The organism is Roseburia rectibacter (genome assembly GCF_014287515.2).
GTDB lineage: Bacteria > Bacillota > Clostridia > Lachnospirales > Lachnospiraceae > Roseburia > Roseburia rectibacter.
Genome location: NZ_CP092473.1, coordinates 2,435,017 through 2,453,150 on the forward strand (window position 1 = coordinate 2,435,017; position 18,134 = coordinate 2,453,150).

At 42.3% G+C, this 18,134-nt stretch carries 15 protein-coding genes; 1 reads left to right on the top strand and 14 read right to left on the bottom strand.

The window, feature by feature from the left end:
• Positions 1–31: 31 nt before the first annotated feature.
• The 9 genes from H8S51_RS11535 to H8S51_RS11570 all read right to left on the bottom strand — a co-directional run bounded on the left by H8S51_RS11535 (position 32) and on the right by H8S51_RS11570 (position 10,480).
• The gene (locus H8S51_RS11535) at positions 32–805 is read right to left on the bottom strand and encodes an EFR1 family ferrodoxin (protein WP_186900458.1); all 774 of its coding nucleotides are present in this window, start codon (positions 803–805) and stop codon (positions 32–34) included.
• A gap of 25 nt (positions 806–830) precedes the next feature.
• Positions 831–935 (bottom strand): FMN-binding protein, encoded by a 105-nt coding sequence (locus tag H8S51_RS18440; RefSeq protein WP_334294428.1) that lies wholly within the window; start codon positions 933–935, stop codon positions 831–833.
• A 6-nt stretch (positions 936–941) separates the two neighbouring features.
• The gene (locus H8S51_RS11545) at positions 942–1,121 is read right to left on the bottom strand and encodes a hypothetical protein (RefSeq protein WP_241070692.1); all 180 of its coding nucleotides are present in this window, start codon (positions 1,119–1,121) and stop codon (positions 942–944) included.
• Between the two features lie 38 nt (positions 1,122–1,159).
• Complete coding sequence (locus H8S51_RS11550) at positions 1,160–1,795, bottom strand: TetR/AcrR family transcriptional regulator (protein WP_117922296.1); 636 nt, start codon at positions 1,793–1,795, stop codon at positions 1,160–1,162.
• Positions 1,796–2,039: 244 nt separating this feature from the next.
• Positions 2,040–4,676: a pyruvate, phosphate dikinase gene (gene ppdK, locus H8S51_RS11555; RefSeq protein WP_117922295.1), complete on the bottom strand. Its 2,637-nt coding sequence runs from the start codon at positions 4,674–4,676 to the stop codon at positions 2,040–2,042.
• Positions 4,677–4,892: 216 nt separating this feature from the next.
• Positions 4,893–5,054, bottom strand: coding sequence for a hypothetical protein (locus H8S51_RS18515; RefSeq protein ID WP_117922294.1), 162 nt, complete (start codon positions 5,052–5,054; stop codon positions 4,893–4,895).
• Positions 5,055–5,286: 232 nt separating this feature from the next.
• Positions 5,287–6,504 carry an iron-containing alcohol dehydrogenase gene (locus tag H8S51_RS11560; protein ID WP_006858501.1) on the bottom strand — a complete coding sequence of 406 codons (1,218 nt, stop codon included), beginning with the start codon at positions 6,502–6,504 and terminating at the stop codon, positions 5,287–5,289.
• Between the two features lie 202 nt (positions 6,505–6,706).
• Positions 6,707–9,439, bottom strand: a complete 2,733-nt coding sequence (locus tag H8S51_RS11565) for a hypothetical protein (protein WP_241070693.1) — start codon at positions 9,437–9,439, stop codon at positions 6,707–6,709.
• Positions 9,440–9,451: 12 nt separating this feature from the next.
• Positions 9,452–10,480, bottom strand: coding sequence for a Stealth CR1 domain-containing protein (locus H8S51_RS11570; RefSeq protein WP_241070694.1), 1,029 nt, complete (start codon positions 10,478–10,480; stop codon positions 9,452–9,454).
• A gap of 302 nt (positions 10,481–10,782) precedes the next feature.
• Here H8S51_RS11570 and htpG point away from each other — a divergent pair, with 302 nt between their 5' ends.
• Positions 10,783–12,885 (top strand): molecular chaperone HtpG, encoded by a 2,103-nt coding sequence (gene htpG / locus H8S51_RS11575; protein WP_186900461.1) that lies wholly within the window; start codon positions 10,783–10,785, stop codon positions 12,883–12,885.
• Positions 12,886–13,006: 121 nt separating this feature from the next.
• Here the strand turns inward: htpG and hydF are convergent, their stop codons facing one another.
• The 5 genes from hydF to H8S51_RS11600 form a co-directional block, all read right to left on the bottom strand.
• The gene (gene hydF, locus H8S51_RS11580; RefSeq protein WP_117922290.1) at positions 13,007–14,215 is read right to left on the bottom strand and encodes a [FeFe] hydrogenase H-cluster maturation GTPase HydF; all 1,209 of its coding nucleotides are present in this window, start codon (positions 14,213–14,215) and stop codon (positions 13,007–13,009) included.
• 78 nt (positions 14,216–14,293) lie between these two features.
• On the bottom strand, positions 14,294–15,715 hold the full coding sequence (gene hydG / locus H8S51_RS11585; RefSeq protein ID WP_117922289.1) for a [FeFe] hydrogenase H-cluster radical SAM maturase HydG: 1,422 nt from the start codon (positions 15,713–15,715) through the stop codon (positions 14,294–14,296).
• 179 nt (positions 15,716–15,894) lie between these two features.
• The gene (gene hydE / locus H8S51_RS11590; RefSeq protein WP_117922288.1) at positions 15,895–17,013 is read right to left on the bottom strand and encodes a [FeFe] hydrogenase H-cluster radical SAM maturase HydE; all 1,119 of its coding nucleotides are present in this window, start codon (positions 17,011–17,013) and stop codon (positions 15,895–15,897) included.
• 77 nt (positions 17,014–17,090) lie between these two features.
• The gene (locus tag H8S51_RS11595) at positions 17,091–17,345 is read right to left on the bottom strand and encodes a TM1266 family iron-only hydrogenase system putative regulator (RefSeq protein WP_186900462.1); all 255 of its coding nucleotides are present in this window, start codon (positions 17,343–17,345) and stop codon (positions 17,091–17,093) included.
• A 421-nt stretch (positions 17,346–17,766) separates the two neighbouring features.
• Positions 17,767–18,129: a hydrogenase maturation nickel metallochaperone HypA gene (locus tag H8S51_RS11600; RefSeq protein WP_117922286.1), complete on the bottom strand. Its 363-nt coding sequence runs from the start codon at positions 18,127–18,129 to the stop codon at positions 17,767–17,769.
• Between the last annotated feature and the right edge of the window lie 5 nt (positions 18,130–18,134).

Below are 18,134 nucleotides of genomic sequence, written 5' to 3' on the forward strand. Positions count from 1 at the left end.
ATTTTATTAGCTTACATTTCCCTGATAAATCTTACATTTTTGTAAGATTGGAAGAATCTTCAAATTTATATTGCAAGATAACTTTACTTCCCAAAAGTGTGATCGCCTTTTGTGGACAATTACATATACAGCGGTAACACATCGTACATTTGCCACCTGGATGAGGTCTTCCATTCTCCATCGTGATATTTTTCATGGGGCAGATTTTTGCACACTTACCACATCCCACGCAATCCTGATTTATTTTTAGCTGGTCGGTATATCCCGCCGTTTTTTTATAAAACCAGAGCCTTTGTCCAATAAGTCCTGCTATATGGGCGAAAATTGTCAGCCCCTCCGCAGGATAATCCCCCTGCCTGATCCGTTCTGCAGCTTCTTTCAATTTTTCATCCGCTTTCCTGATGATCTTTTCATTTTCTTCCACTGATTTTTTCAACATTTTACTGTCACATATGGAATCCGGCATTTTAAGATGTACGCCGCCTAAGATTACTGCTCCGTATTTTTTCAGAAGTCTCGCTGCACATCCGGCGCCGTCCCCGCTAAATGCTCCCATGGTCGCGACACATATCATTTTCTTGCCCTTCCATAAAGAGGCATGCGTTTGGATAAAATCTCTGATCATATATGGTGCATTCGAAAACTGCGTCGGATATCCCAGGATAATCGTTTCATTCCTTTTTATTTTATCAGTAACAGATTCATCCTCTAATGGAACCACATCGGCTGACGCATCAATTAATTTCACCAGTCTTGTAACACAATGTTTCGTATTGCCTGTACCACTCAAATAGATTCCTAACATACACTTACTCACTCCCAATAAAATTTTATGCAGCTCCTTTAAGTGCAACCTCAACCGCCTTCTTAATAACAATACTCGAATTCGTCGCACCTGAAACGGTATCGACGTCTATTCTCTGTTCATCAACGATCTCATTTTATTCTCCGATATAAACTCCATCCGGAATATCCGAAATATTTACTTCTTCAATAGTCGTTTCCTTTACAGCCCGCTTATACTCTCCAACACGATCTATATAAGCAGTTCCAAAAATTAATGCTAAAAGAAGAAACAACATAATAAGAATCATCACTATCTTTTTTCTGGATATACTCATTTCAAACTCCTCCTCTTTCTATTATTCTGGTATTTTTTTTATAGAATATTTTCTATGGAATGATACAGCATGCAAAACCCATCCTCTAAAAATTCGCTCTTCGATAAATCCATCGACATTTTGATATATTCTTCCTTATTCGCCGCAAGCTGTATCAGTCCTGCTAACATTCCCCAAAGCTGAAAGATCGTAGGCATTATTTTTAAATCTTCACGCAAATCGCCTTTTTGAATGCCTGCCGCTAAAAATTCTTTCATTTTTTCATTGATTTCTTCCCCTACCTGATAGGTAGCTTTCTCTTCCGGCAGATAATCATGATCTTTAAAATCAACATTAATTTTGTCTAACACCATTTTAAAATAAAACGGAAATTCCTCCTGATACTGTATTAAACCTTTACAGATCATATCGTATCTCGCCCTTGTTGTCTGCTGCTCTTCTAACGCAGCAACTATATATCCATATAATTTTTGCATGCTCTCTAAAACCAGCAGACCAACGATCTCCTCTTTGTTTTCAAAATATACATATAACGTAGCTTTGCTGTACCCGGCAGCTTTTGCTATATCGCTCATGGAAGTTGCCGTAATTCCATTTTCCATAAACAATACCGATGCCGCTGACGCAATATTTTCTCTATGTACTGCCCTCGGTTCTTTTTTTCTTCGTCCCATATACCTCTCCTTTTTTATTAATTAAACTCTCAGTTTAATTATATTGACAAATATATGGATTGTCAATCCTTACCCTTACACAAAAAAACCCACACAAACCTTTCGGTTCATGCGGGTTTTCCCTCTATATATTACCTTCTCCCAAAAATAACATATCCCCTTTTTAATTTATGCAAAACAATTTATTTGTTTGCAATTGCTGCACTGTGCATGCAGCACAGGCAGCATTTTACCTTACAACAAATTATTTATTTGCAATAGCAGCCTGTGCTGCAGCTAAACGAGCGATCGGCACACGGAATGGTGAACAGGATACATAATCCAGACCAATCTTGTGGCAGAACTCAACAGATGAAGGATCTCCACCGTGCTCACCACAGATACCAACATGGAGTTTCGGATTAACCGGTTTTCCAAGTTTAATAGCTGTCTCCATTAACTTACCAACACCTGTCTGGTCAAGTTTTGCAAATGGATCGTTCTCGAAGATTTTCTTATCATAGTAAGCATTTAAGAACTTACCAGCATCGTCACGAGAGAATCCATATGTCATCTGTGTTAAGTCGTTTGTACCGAAGCAGAAGAAGTCAGCCTCTTTAGCGATCTCATCAGCTGTAAGAGCAGCTCTTGGGATCTCGATCATAGTACCTACTTCATAATCAAGTTTGATACCTGCTGCTGCGATCTCAGCATCTGCTGTCTCAACAACAACCTGTTTTACATATTTTAACTCTTTTACTTCGCAAACCAATGGGATCATGATCTCAGGTTTTACAGTCCAGTCAGAATGTTTCTTCTGAACGTTGATTGCTGCACGGATAACAGCTTTTGTCTGCATCTTTGCAATTTCCGGATAAGTAACTGCAAGACGGCATCCTCTGTGTCCCATCATTGGGTTGAACTCATGTAAAGAAGCGATGATGTTCTTAATTGTCTCAACAGATTTACCCTGAGCTTTTGCAAGTTTCTCAATGTCAGCTTCCTCAGTAGGAACGAACTCATGAAGAGGCGGATCAAGGAAACGGATAGTAACTGGGTTGCCTTCCAGAGCTTCATATAATGCTTCGAAGTCTCCCTGCTGATATGGCAGGATCTTCTCTAATGCAGCTTCTCTCTCTTCTACTGTATCGGAGCAGATCATTTCACGGAAAGCAGCGATTCTGTCTTCCTCGAAGAACATATGCTCTGTACGGCAGAGACCGATACCTTCTGCACCAAGCTCACGAGCTTTCTTAGCATCTGCAGGAGTATCTGCATTTGTACGAACCTTAAGAGTTCTGAACTGATCAGCCCATGCCATAACACGTCCGAACTCACCAGCGATCGTAGCGTCAACTGTCTTGATAGCTCCATCGTAAATGTTACCGGTTGTACCATCGATAGAGATATAATCTCCCTCATGGAACTCTTTGCCAGCTAATGTGAATTTCTTATTCTCTTCGTCCATAGCGATATCGCCACATCCGGATACACAGCAGGTACCCATACCACGTGCAACTACGGCTGCGTGAGATGTCATACCACCACGAACTGTTAAGATACCCTGGGAAGCTTTCATACCAGTAATATCTTCCGGAGAAGTTTCAAGACGTACTAATACGACTTTCTCTCCTCTTGCATTCCACTCTTCAGCATCCTCTGCTGTAAATACGATCTTACCGCAGGCAGCACCCGGAGAAGCACCAAGTCCTTTTCCGATCGGTGTAGCAGCTTTTAATGCAGCAGCATCGAACTGTGGATGAAGTAATGTATCAAGGTTACGAGGATCGATCATAGCGACTGCCTCTTCCGGAGTCTTATGTCCCTCGTCTACTAAATCACAAGCGATCTTAAGTGCAGCTGGAGCTGTTCTCTTACCGTTACGGCACTGAAGCATGTATAACTTCTTGTTCTCAACGGTGAACTCCATATCCTGCATATCATGATAGTGATTCTCAAGAGTCTCACAAACTTTAAGGAAGTCTGCATATGCCTCCGGGAACTCTTTCTCCATCTGAGCGATCGGCATAGGTGTACGAACACCGGCAACTACGTCCTCACCCTGTGCATTGATTAAGAACTCACCCATCAGTTTGTTCTCACCAGTTGCAGGATCACGTGTAAATGCAACACCTGTACCAGATTCGTTATTTAAGTTACCGAATACCATAGGCATTACGTTAACTGCAGTACCCCAGGAATATGGGATATCGTTATCACGACGATATACGTTCGCACGTGGGTTGTCCCATGAACGGAATACAGCCTCGATAGCAAGTTTTAACTGCTCAACAGGATCTGAAGGGAAATCTGTTCCTAACTGATTCTTGTACTCAGCCTTGAACTGCTCTGCTAACTCTTTTAAGTCAGCTGCTGTGAGGTCGATATCGAATTTAACGCCTCTTTCTTCTTTCATCTTGTCGATGAGCTGCTCGAAGTATTTTTTACCAACTTCCATAACTACATCTGAGAACATCTGAATGAAACGTCTATATGAGTCATATACGAAACGCTCGAATGCAGGATCCGGATTACCTTTGATCATAGCAGCAACTACTTCGTCATTTAAACCAAGATTTAAGATGGTATCCATCATACCTGGCATGGAAGCTCTTGCTCCTGAACGAACAGATACTAACAATGGATTCTCAAGATCGCCGAATTTCTTTCCGTTGATCTCTTCCATTTTCTTAACGCCTTCCATAGCCTGAGCCATGATCTCGTCGTTGATCTTACGACCATCTTCATAGTACTGTGTACAAGCCTCTGTTGTGATTGTGAATCCCTGTGGTACAGGAAGTCCGATGCTTGTCATCTCTGCAAGGTTGGCACCTTTACCGCCAAGCAGGTTACGCATGGTCATGTCGCCTTCGCTAAACATATACACCCATTTGTTTGCCATTTTGATAATTCCTCCTAAATTATATTACTATGTAATTATGGACACTGTATTTGTTTCCATAATCAAGCCATGTCATGTACATTTCTAAAACGCACATATTCATTCTATCATATTTTGTCTAAATAGCAACATTTTTTTTGCTATTTATCCCTGTTTTTTTGTTACATTTTCACAATGTAAAACTTTGTTTCGTGATGTGGAACATTTTGTAAGTATTTATTTCTTTTTCCACTTCGCATACAGCGTCATTTTCCCTGTGCTGCCTTTTTTAATTGAGGTTACCTTTTTGGTACATTTTTTATCACGGTACCATGTGGTGTCAACTTTTATGATCCACGCAGAACCAGCACAAGTTGGAAACAGTAGCTGCCGGTGCATCTGGAATCTCAGATAAACCAGAAAAGGACCCACAACCACAGGGCACAAAGTTCAAAGTCGTAAGTCCAAAGAATAAAATAAGCCCACAGCAAGTCCACGAGAATGACTTAAGCCCATGCATCGGCTTCGCTGAATGCACATAAAAACAGACGGATCATTCCCTCCCAACCGGAAAATCCGTCTGTCTTTTTCTTTTCCTTTTTATTCTCAGACTCTAAAAATCCTAGAAATCCTAGAAATCTACTTCCGTATCATAGTAGCAGCACTTCAGCAGTTTCTCCATCTCCTCCTGGCTCGGCTGACGCGGATTCGATCCGGTACAAGCATCTAAGATGGCATTGGCTGCGATCTCCGGCAGTCTCTCTAAGAACACTTCTTCCGGTACAAATCCCTGCTCGGTCGGATAACTGTCTGCACCATAATTCTTAATACAGTGCGGAATCTTTAAGTCATCATTCATACCACGCAGATATTTGATCAGAAGTTCCACTTTCTCGTCTAATGAATCACCGCCAAGTCCCATGAAATCTGCGATCTCACCATAACGTTTCTTTGCAGTTTCATCTTTGGCGTTAAATGCGATCACTTTCGGCAGATACATTGCGTTGGCTGCACCGTGGATGATATGTGCGCCGTAATCCGCAAATGCAGCACCGGTCTTATGTGCCATGGAATGTACGATACCAAGCAGTGCATTGGAAAATGCCATACCGGCAAGACACTGTGCATTATGCATGTTATCTCTCTTTTCCATATCCCCGTTATAAGATCCTACCAGATCACGCTGGATCATCTTGATTGCATGCAGGGCAAGCGGATCTGTGAAATCACAGTTCGCTGTCGATACATATGCCTCGATTGCATGTGTCATCGCATCCATTCCGGTATGTGCTACCAGTTTCTGTGGCATTGTCTCTGCAAGTTCCGGATCAACGATTGCAACATCCGGTGTGATCTCAAAGTCAGCGATCGGATATTTGATACCTTTCTCATAATCGGTGATGATGGAAAATGCAGTTACCTCTGTTGCAGTTCCCGAAGTTGAGGAAATCGCACAGAAATGCGCTTTCTTACGAAGTTTTGGAATACCAAACACCTTGCACATATCCTCAAATGTGATATCCGGATATTCGTATTTGATCCACATAGCCTTTGCCGCATCGATCGGCGAACCTCCTCCGATCGCAACGATCCAGTCCGGACCAAACTCTTCCATCGCCTTTGCGCCCTTCATTACGGTCTCCACCGATGGATCCGGCTCAATTCCTTCAAAAAGCTGTACTTCCATGCCGGCTTCTTCCAGATACTGTTTTGCGCGGTCAAGAAAACCGAAACGTTTCATGGAACCACCGCCTACGCAGATAATCGCCTTTTTGCCTTCAAACGTCTTTAATGCTTCCAATGCCCCTTTTCCGTGATACAAATCGCGTGGTAATGTAAATCTTGCCATCTTTCCTCCAATCTGCCGCCATCAAAAGGCCGCCCCCTGACACATACACATGCCTGTATTTTTTGTGTCATTTACTGTGTGCAACTTTTATATAACCATCACATATTTTGTTAATTAAATAACAATATGTATGGTAACATTATATCATATCTTTCAAAAATAAGAAGCATTTTTATACATTTTTAATAATTCTTAATATTTTCTAAGCATTGTTTTTAAATCCACATTTTGGACAGATATTTCCTCCCTTATATACATAACCACAGCGGAAGCAGCAGATCGTATCATGTTTTTCTTTCGCCAGATAAGAAATATTTCGCGAATCCGGTTTTTCCTGTAAATAATGAATAAATTCATTCAATACCCCGGCATATGCCGTGAGCTGCTTATTCTCTACCGCATATGGAATTTTCGTCTTTTTCCCATTTTTCTCTGTCACATACACACCACGGTTTAAAAGTCCTGTGTATGCAGTGATCTCATCTATGGACGGAATATCAATACGGTAAGATGTCATCAGTGTGCTGTAATATAGATGTTCCGGTGTCAGGATAATCCCCTCTTTTCCACTGTTGTTTCTCGATGTGTCCACCACAAAAATCGGATATTCAAACAGACCGTTTCCTGCGGCATAGGATGCCATGGCATAATCGATAACCTCTGTTTCCTGCGGCGCTGCCTGCTTTAACAGCACTTTTCTCGCCGGGTAAAAATAATGTTTCTGGCTTTCTGTGATTCCCGCCTCTTCCAGTTCATTTTTCAGCTTATTTACAAGCTGTTCACACTCATCTGTCTTGATCTTGGAAAGACGCCTGCTTAAAAGTTCTAATGCATTATCCTTTAAATCCGGTAAATATGGTCCTTCTGCAATCTTCTGATACGCATCCATTCCCTCATCAAAGGACATGTGTGCCGGATCACCGGTAATTTCTGCGATCTCATTTTCATCCATCTGACGGATTTTATTCTCGATCTGCTCAAAATACGGCAAAACCAGCCCCGGCTCAAACTCCTTTTCTTTCAGACGCTCCTTAAGCTCTGTCAGATCATCTCTGGTGATTTTTCTCGACTGGCGGATCATATTTTTTATTTCCTGCTGTTCGGCAAGATTTTTCTGCGATTCTAACCGTTCCTGATATGGAGTTAAATCTACTCCTTCGTATTCTTTTAATTTCTCCCGAAGTGCATGGTAACGTGCCCTGTCCATATTAGGCGGCATTTTCCCAACCAGCCCTGCGACTTCCCGCTCTGCCTGTGTCTGCATTTTCTGTTTCAGATTTAAAAGCAGATTCTGTTTTTTCTCCTGCGGCAGCTTTTCCTCTGCAATCTCGTCATAGACACGGCGCATCACGGCATAATTTTTATCTGCGCAGTTCTCTGCCTTTTTATTTAACGCGGCAAGCTTTCTGTCCTGTTCTTTTTCCTCTAACATATCCAGGTATTGTTTCCGCTCTTCGGGCGAAATTCTTGTTTCATGCATGAGCTGGTGTTTTAATTCGGAAAGCTGGCGCTCTGACATACGGTCTGCGACTCCAAATTTAGCCTGATAAGTCTCGCGGACTTTCTGTGCCTCCGCATTATTTACCTGTGCATATTTTTCATCGGACGATTCCCCACCAATCCGCCCAGCTTCGTGCGGCTGCCTGCTGTCACTCTCATATCGGGAACCTTTCACATGGCGTCGTTCGGTTTCATCCTGACGTGCATCTGCATACAGCCTTTCGTTCTCATTCCGCTTCCATCCACTTTCACCCGCGCTTTCATTTCCATGCTGTTTTTCTGCGTGCCGGTTCTTGCTCTCATCCTGCTCTTCTTCATCATCTGTGACTTCGTCCTGATCTGATGCAGGCGTACTCTTTAACTTTTTACGACGCTTTTTTTCCTCCTGTATGGCAGGTTCGCAGGCTGCAATACTGCTTTCCGGGAAAAATCCCTCTTCTATCTTATTTAATAATTCCTCAAAGTCTGCATCTGAATATTCCGGCAGATCCTCGCACAGTTCCTCAAGTGGCTGCTGCTCGTCCTCGACACCCGCCGGCTTTCTGCCGTCCTCATACTCATTATAACGGCTGTTTGCCTCATGCTCGCCGTTACGCCCCATCAGCTCAAGATAATCTTCGTATGCCTTTTTATCCTCCTCAAAATCCATCAGATAAATATCGCCGTCTCCAAGAAGTTTCCATGGGCGCGGCGTATAAAATCTGTGACACGCTGCACAGGTACATGCTTTTGCCAAAAGGACTACTCCCTCAGGCGTCTCGATTCGAAACTCTTTTCCTTTCGGATACATGATCATATGCAGATTTCCTTTGCATTTTGGGCAGCGGTAACCAACTTTATAAAAGTTATTGCCAATCCTGCCTTTTGCTCTTTCTGACAGTGAAAGTTCTATTCTCTCAAAAACAGTATGCGCCATCTTCCATTCAACTTTATGCCAGAGTCCCTGTTCCTCGTCTGCTTCCTCTTCCTTCTGCACTGCTTCTTTTGCCTCAAGTGCCGCCTGTATCACATCTTCATAGGTAATACGCTTTCCTGCATGATAAAAACGAAAATACTGCGTGGTATATTCCGGTTCAATATAGATTCCTGCAAGCACATGCCCGAAAAGAGTATTCAGCTGCTCCGTATTTTTTTCCACACGAAGTCCCTGGATCGTTCCCCATTTTCCAAATGCATACAGGATCATATTGATCACATCCCGTACTGCTGCCTCATCGGTATCTTTGATCTCATCTTCTTTGATCGGCAGATCTACAATATTTTCCGCCACTTTTCTACTGTCAAAATGAAAAAACAGGGAGCGCACTTCCCCCTGTAAAATGAGATAATTATCAAGTGCCACAAAAAGACCTGTCCAGTTTACATTTGCATGCATGGTCTTTATCAGCCGTTCAAATGTCATTTTTAATTCGCTATCTGCTTTTAATACGATCACTTTTTTCACCTCTTACTTTTCAAATGCAGATTTTTCCTTCAAGATCTGCGCAAAACCCATATGAAGTTCTTCTTTTGCCCACTCAAAATCAATCTCCTGATTGCTGTCATTCAAACAGACGCTTCCACTCTTCTGATGACCTATATCAGCCACAATCCTGCTGTTATCATTTGAGACATCATAATACCGGCAGAGTCTTCTTACATTGCCGGGAACAAAACCGCCAGTCAGTTTCTGATACTCCCTGAGCACATACTGGCTGACATCCTCTTTCTGACGGAATTTATGGCTGCACACCTCGTTTAACAACTCCGGCTCTAATTCCCACATTTTCACAAAAGTACTCTTTTTAAAAGGAGACGGCCCATGAACCGTGTAAAATCCTGTAAACAACGGGAACGCCAGTTCTAACATATTATAAATAAAATACATAAACGGATAACCGGGATGGAAATATGCTCCCGGCTGTTTTTTCATATTTTCACGTTTGTCAAAATATTTTGCCAGAAGCATGGCATTATTCAGGTAAATATATGGCATGACCTGATCTTTTGTATTTGCCACATCAGGCTGAAGAGCCAGCATATCCACCGGAAGATCATTTTTAAAATACTGTTCCGGTCTGACCTTTTTTATCAGAAACATATCATCATTAAAATATACAAAATTCTCTGCCAGACCTGGGATTCTGTGCATATTCCACTCAATGGCATGTGAATTAAATGTCGGCAGATATTTTTCTGGAATAAAATCTTTATGATTTACAATATTTAACTTCGGATGTTCTTTATTTAACCAGGATGGCAGATGCCCCCATGTAACAAAGTGTATCCTGCGCACCCATGGTGCAAAACGCTCCACACCACGAAACCAGTACCTCAGCAGATCCCAGTCTCTGTATCTCTCTTTTCTGTCATCCTGTTTCTGCGACAGATCCGGCTGCATACTGTACTCCATTTTCTGTTTCTGCCAGTCCGGATCATTGCCATCTACCCATGTGATCACAAAATCAATTTCCGGAATGTTATTGTCGCATGTCATAATAATCTCCATTTCTGCCCAGCAAACATCTTTTTCATCTGCTTAATAAATTTCACTGTTATCATGATAAAACAAATCCTGCAAAATGAAAATCCTATTTATCTGCTTAATTTATATTTTTTTAAGAAATACTGGTTTTTCCCTGTTTTAAGGCATTTCCGTTTCTTTTGTTAGCACTCATTAAAAAAGAGTGCTGATTTTCTATTGACTTTTGAAATTTGCGGTTATAATATTAGATTCAGGCAGCAGCGAGGCGGATCTGCCCACTGCATTTTATTACGATTATAAAGGAGTGTTTGAATATGGCAGAGAAACATGGAAATCTTTCAATTAACAGCGATAATCTGTTCCCGATTATCAAAAAATGGTTATATTCCGATCACGACATCTTCTTCCGTGAGCTGATCAGTAACGGATGTGATGCGATCACAAAATTAAAAAAACTCGAAATGATGGGCGAATATACATTACCGTCTGACTACAAACCGGAGATCCACGTTGTTGTAAATCCGGAGGAAAAAACCTTAAAATTTATCGATAATGGTCTTGGTATGACCGCAGACGAGGTTGAGGAATACATCAACCAGATCGCATTTTCCGGTGCAACAGATTTCATTGAAAAATACAAAGACAAAGCAAACGACGATCAGATCATCGGTCACTTTGGACTTGGCTTCTATTCCGCATTCATGGTAGCTGATCAGGTAACGATCGATACATTATCCTACAAAGACGGCGCAACGGCTGTTCACTGGTCCTGCGACGGCGGTACTGAATTTGATATGGCTGATGGCACCAAAGAAGGCGTCGGTACAGAAATCACCCTTTTCTTAAACGAGGATTCCGTTGAATTTTCCAACGAGTACCGTGCAAGAGAAGTCATCGAAAAGTACTGCTCTTTCATGCCGACTCCGATCTTCCTTGAGAAGGCAAACGCTGAGACAGAATATGAGACGATCGACGCCGCTGATAAATTAGACACAGACACTGTCGTTGAGACGATCCATGAGGAAGCAAAAACAGAGGAGAAAGAAAACGAAAACGGCGAAAAAGAAGTCATTGAAGTTTCTCCTGCAAAAGATAAATTAAAGATCGTAAAGCGTCCGGTTTCATTAAACGATACCAACCCTCTCTGGGCAAAGAGTCCGAACGAATGCACCGACGAAGAATACAAAGCATTTTACCGCAAAGTATTCTTAGATTACAAAGAACCATTGTTCTGGATCCACTTGAATATGGACTATCCGTTCAACTTAAAGGGTATCCTGTACTTCCCGAAGATCAATACCGAGTATGATTCCATCGAGGGAACCATCAAACTTTACAACAATCAGGTATTTATCGCCGACAACATCAAGGAAGTCATTCCTGAATTCTTAATGCTCTTAAAAGGTGTGATCGACTGCCCGGATCTACCGCTTAACGTATCCAGAAGTGCACTGCAGAACGATGGTTTTGTAAAGAAGATCTCCGAGTACATCACCAAGAAAGTAGCTGACAAGCTGATCGGTATGTGCAAGACGGATAAAGAAAATTACGAGAAATACTGGGACGACATCAGCCCGTTCATCAAATTCGGCTGTCTGAAAGATACCAAGTTCTGTGACAAGATGAACGATTACATCCTGTTCAAGAATCTGGATGACAAATATCTCACTCTTCCGGAACTCTTAGTCAAAGAGGAAGAAAAGAAAGACGAAAACAAAGATGAAGCTGAGGTATTAGATGCTGACGGCAATCCGATCAAAAAGGAAAGCACCGATGCAGCAGATGAGAATACTGAGGAAAAAGATGAGCGCAAGGTAATCTACTATGTAACTGACAAACTTCAGCAGGGTCAGTACATTAAGATGTTCAAAGAGCAGAACATGGACGCTGTCATCTTAGACCACAACATTGATACTTCTTTCATTTCACAGTTGGAACAGCGCAACGAGCATTATAAATTCATGCGTATCGATGCAGATGTGACAGAATCCTTAAAGGACGAGACTTCTGCTGAGGACTTAAGGGCTGAGACAGATACCCTGACGGATGTATTCAAAAAAGCCTTAAACAATGACAAGCTGACTGTCAAAGTCGAGAAACTGAAAAATGCTGATATTGCTTCTGTCATCACTCTCTCCGAGGAAGGCAGACGTATGCAGGATATGATGAAGATGTACGCAATGAACGGCATGGGTGGTATGGACCCGAACATGTTTGCAGCAGATCAGACCCTGACGTTAAATGCAAATAACGAACTTGTAAAATACATTTTCGAGCACAAGGATTCTGAGCATGTTCCGATGTTCTGCGAACAGTTATACGATCTTGCAATGCTTTCAAACCAACCTCTGTCTGTTGATGCAATGTCCAAATTTGTACAGCGCAGCAACCAGATCATGATGCTTTTAGCAAAATAAATATGAGTCATCCAGTTTATTAGATCAAAAAAAGCGATGCCACCGGTTAAAACCGTGCATCGCTTTTTTCATTTAATTCTAATTTTACAGGAAAACGCAATCCTGCTTTTTAATTCTATTGTTACATTGAAATCTTATCTAAAATTCCGGTCAGATGGGCGATCGTCACACCATAATTGGTCATCGGAACCTGCTGTTTTTTTGCTCGGTCGATCCGGGACAGCACATATTTACGGTTAAACATACATGCACCGCACTGGATGACCAGATCATAATCTGATAAATCCTCCGGGAAATCCGTTCCACTTACAATATCTACCGTAAGCCCCTCCCCAGCACGTTTTTTTAACATGCGCGGGATCTTGACTCTTCCGATGTCTTCCTGCAACGGTGCATGGCTGCAGCACTCTGCAATCAGAACGTGTGATTCATTCGTCAGGGAGTCTAACATCTTCGCACCTTCCACATAATAAGGAAGATCCCCTTTATAGGCTGCAAATAAAACGGAAAATGAAGTCAGCATGCTCTCTTTGGGTTTGTGCTCATACACATAGCCAAACACCTGTGAGTCCGTAATGATCAGTTTCGGCGGTTCTTTTAAGGCTGCAAGTGCCGGCACCAGTTTGTCTGTTGTCACACTCATGACCAGACATTTTTTATCTAAAAGCTCCCGCAGCGTCTGCACCTGCGGCAGGATCAGGCGTCCTTTCGGTGCCTGAATATCCTGCGGCATAACCAGCAGGACAAGATCTTCCTCTGTGACAAGTTCTCCCGTGATCTTTCTTTCCCCGAAGTTTTCCGGTACAAGGCGGGCTAATTCTTCTCTTACCACATCGATTCCTGCCCCGGTTTCTGCACTGATTGCAAACGCTTTCTTTCCGGTTTTTTCTTTGATATATGAAATAAGTTCTTCTGTGTGCGGATCAATATCTGATTTTCCGACGAGGAACAAGACCGGTGTGTTTTTCTCTTTCAAAAACTGGTACCACTTTAATTCTTCTGTGATATCCCATTCATTATCCGGCTGTGATACCACGATCACTGCAATATCTGCCTTTTCTGCCGCCAGTTTTGTTTTCTCCACACGACGTTCACCAAGCTCGCTTGTATCATCAAATCCTGCTGTGTCAATGATCACACAGGGGCCAAGCGGGCTGATCTCCATCGGCTTATAGACCGGATCTGTCGTCGTTCCGGCAATATCCGCAACAATGGAAACTTCCTGATGTGTGAACGCATTGATAAAAGAAGATTTTCCACTGTTTGTTTTTCCAAACACACCGATATGCAGACGGTTGCTGCCCGGTGTGTCATTTAGTGTTCCTGCCATAGTACTCCTTTCGAACAGCCTGCGGGCATAATTTATCTGCCTTTGGTTTGTTCATTCCGAATATGCATCACGTTTTTCTTAGAATCTGAAATCACGTTTTCCTTCTGCAATATCATGAATATGCTCGTATGCAGTCTGTTTTACTTTCGGATTCGGAATCTTTTCGAGTTCTCTGTCGATCAGCTCCATACCAAGTTTTTTAGTCTCCTCGCTCGCATAATCCTCTAAGTATTCTTTTAACGTCATCAGCGCATTCGGGTGACAGCAGTTTAAGATCTGCATGTTTTTACAAAGTGCCATAAAACGGTCACCGGTTCTTCCCTCACGGTAACATGCCGTACAGAAACTTGGGATATAACCAAGTTTGATCAGCCAGTTTACAACCTCATCTAACGTTCTCTGGTCACTGACATCAAACTGCTCACTGGTCACTTCGTCCTCTTTTTCCGGCTCTGCATATCCTCCTACGCTTGTCTTTGATGCGCCGCTGATCTGAGATACACCAAGCGGAAGTACTTTATTTCTCACTTCCTGGCTCTCTCTGGTTGAGATAATCATTCCGGTATATGGAACAGAAACACGGATCAGTGCACAGATTTTTGCAAATGTATCATCGGAAATACCGTTATCAAACGCATCCGGATCAATATCATCTGCATGTTTTACTCTTGGAACACTGATCGTATGAGGTCCCACTCCATGTACTGCCTCTAAATGCTCTGCATGCATTAAAAGTCCTGCAAACTCATAGCGGTACAGGTCAAGTCCGAATAATACACCAAGTCCCACATCATCAATGCCGCCCTCCATTGCGCGGTCCATTGCTTCCGTATGATATGCATAATCATGTTTCGGTCCGGTCGGATGTAGTTTTTCATAGCTGTCTTTGTGGTAAGTCTCCTGAAACAGGATGTAAGTTCCGATTCCTGCCTCTTTTAATTTGCGGTAATTTTCTACGGTCGTTGCTGCAATGTTGACATTGACACGGCGGATCGCACCATTTTTATGTTTGATACTGTAGATGGTTTTGATACACTCTAAAATATATTCGATCGGATTGTTGACCGGATCTTCCCCAGCCTCTATCGCAAGACGTTTATGTCCCATATCCTGCAGTGCAGTAACTTCTTTTACGATATCTTCCTGTGTCAGTTTCTTTCTTGCAATGTGTTTGTTTTTCAGATGATACGGACAGTATACACAGCCGTTTACACAGTAGTTTGACAGGTAAAGCGGTGCAAATAATACGATACGGTTTCCGTAAAAGTCTTTTTTGATCTGCTCTGCAAGTTCATAAACTTCCTGGATCTTTTCCGGGATCTCACATGCTAAAAGGACAGATGCCTCCCTGTGATTTAAACCTTTTCTTAATTTTGCCTTTTCGATGATCTCATCGATCAGTGCCACATTGTCTTTGTTGGCATCTGCATAGGCAAGTGTCTCTTTGATCTCCTCGTCTGAAATAAACTCTTCTGCTTTTAATGATTTTGCGTTGTACATACATGCTTCCTTTCTTTCCGGTCAGTCTGCACCCGCTGTTACTGTTCACTCATACCGTGTGAGCAGTAACCACCCGCTTACTTTCCGGTTAGTATTTTTTATATGGTATGACAGTTTTTCTGTCACCTAAAACCGGCAATGCTATTTTAGAACTGCCAGTTCTTTATCTGTTTTCTCTGTTATGCCAAAAAATCTCCCCTGTTTACAACTACCTGATAACCAATGCTTTCCATGCGCCGCTGCATGCAGAAACGGCACTCTGCCGCCTCATCGCCGGTACAGATCTTATTGTCATATAATTTATATTTTTCACGCACGGCAACCGGAGACAGATTTGGCATGACAACATTCGCTCCTGCTAAGATTCCGAGCTCCCTGCCCTTTGGATGGATCGTTCCAAGTGCCGTGGTTGCCGGGAGCAGCACATGCGGATGGATCAGCCTTATGACCGACAGCAGCCGCAGTGTCATCTCCATCGTACCCGCCGTCTCATTGCCAAACGGCGTATCCTTCTGCGGGATAAATGGCCCGATACCGACCATCTGCGGTTTTAATCTGCGGATAAACTGCAGATCCTCCCACAAAGTATCTACGGTCTGATATGGCGAACCCACCATAAATCCACAGCCGGTCTGATATCCAATTTCTTTTAAATCTCTAAGACATCGCATCCGGTTCTGATAGGACATCTCCGCCGGGTGCAGCTTTTTATAATGTGCCTCATCTGCCGTCTCGTGGCGCAGCAGATACCGGTCTGCCCCGGCATCAAAATATGCCTGATAACTCTCCTTTGATTTTTCACCGATGGAAAGTGTCACCGCACAGTCCGGATATTCCTCCTTGATCTTTGAAACAAGATGACAGATTTTTTCATCTGAATAAAATCCATCCTCTCCCCCCTGTAATACAAAAGTCCGGAATCCCAGTTCATATCCGTTCTTACAGCAGGAAAGGATTTCCTTCTCCGTCAGCCTGTAACGGTCTGTGTGGCAGTTACTTCTGCGGATTCCACAGTAAAGGCAGTCATTCTTGCAGTAATTGGTAAACTCGATCAGTCCGCGGATATAAATATTTTTTCCATAGATGCGGTCACCCACACTCCGCGCACGTTGTTTTAAGTCCTGTATCATTGCCTTGTCCTCTGTGGAAAGAAGAAATGCGAGCTGTTCTTTTGTGATATCTGCTGTCTTTTCTATTGTCTCCGGCAGATTTTTAAGTTCACGCTCTGGCATGCCGTAGGTGCTCTGTGTGCTCTGTGTATTTTTGTTTTGATCTTGTATTATCTGGTTTTGTAACATAAATTCCTCATTTTTTAATTAGTAATTTCAATCACATCTGCACTGGTGTACTGTATCACTAACAATAATAGCGTACACTAGCTTATGCCAACATTAGAATACACTGTCTTTGCCGTGATTCCGTTAAGTCTGCCAATTTTGCCGGAAAGTGCATTAATGATATCCTGCGGCGCATCGATCGCAACACTGATGATATGTACATTCCGCTTGCGGTATGGTAAACCCATACGTCCGATGATATACGAACCATATTCATGCAAAAGATTATTTAATTCTGGTGTGGAATCCATATTTTCTACAATGATCCCTATCAAAGCTACTCTTGTTTCCATTCATTTTCTCCCTGATTACCAAATTTATATTATTTTCATACACGAATCTATGATGCAGCTTTTGGAAGAAAAAAAGCTGTACCCCTAATTCCAGGTACAGCCCAAAAAGAGTCACAATGCGCCTCTTATATTTCACTCTATGCCGTACCTTTCATCTCAGATAATTCTTTCAATGTCAGTGTCTTTTCTTTTTCCATTTAAAATCTTACGCAAAAAGGACTTTAAATGTGCTCTTTGCAAAGATTTACAATATTACTTCACAAAAATACCCTCTGTATACATGAAAATTATACAGGCAAAATATTTTGCATATAAGTATTATGTATACAAAGGGTATCATGATTTTTTAAGAAATGCAATTATGTTTCTGTTCTGTATGCCATAAAATACAAAGCATACCCTGCAAAAATCTGTCACACTTTTACGGCACCGGCTCTTCCTCCGGCACCTCGATCTCTTTAATCATCGTTTCATTTCCACATAAAAGCCAGGTATGTTCACCACCACACTCCGGGCAGATCTTACCGTGCTCTACGGTATCATATTCACAGCCACAGTCGTCACAATGTGTTACCGCATGGATCATATCAATTTTTAACTCACTGCCTGATAAGATCTCTGTACGGTCTGCTGCCCAGCGCCAGCAGTCTGTAAGATAGGACGGCACAATGCCGGACACTTCCCCAATGGAAAGTGTCACAGCCGAAACCTTTGTCAGATCATTTTCCTGTGCGATCTCCTCTACGCTTTTGATCACATGAAATACGATTCCAAGTTCATGCATTCGCT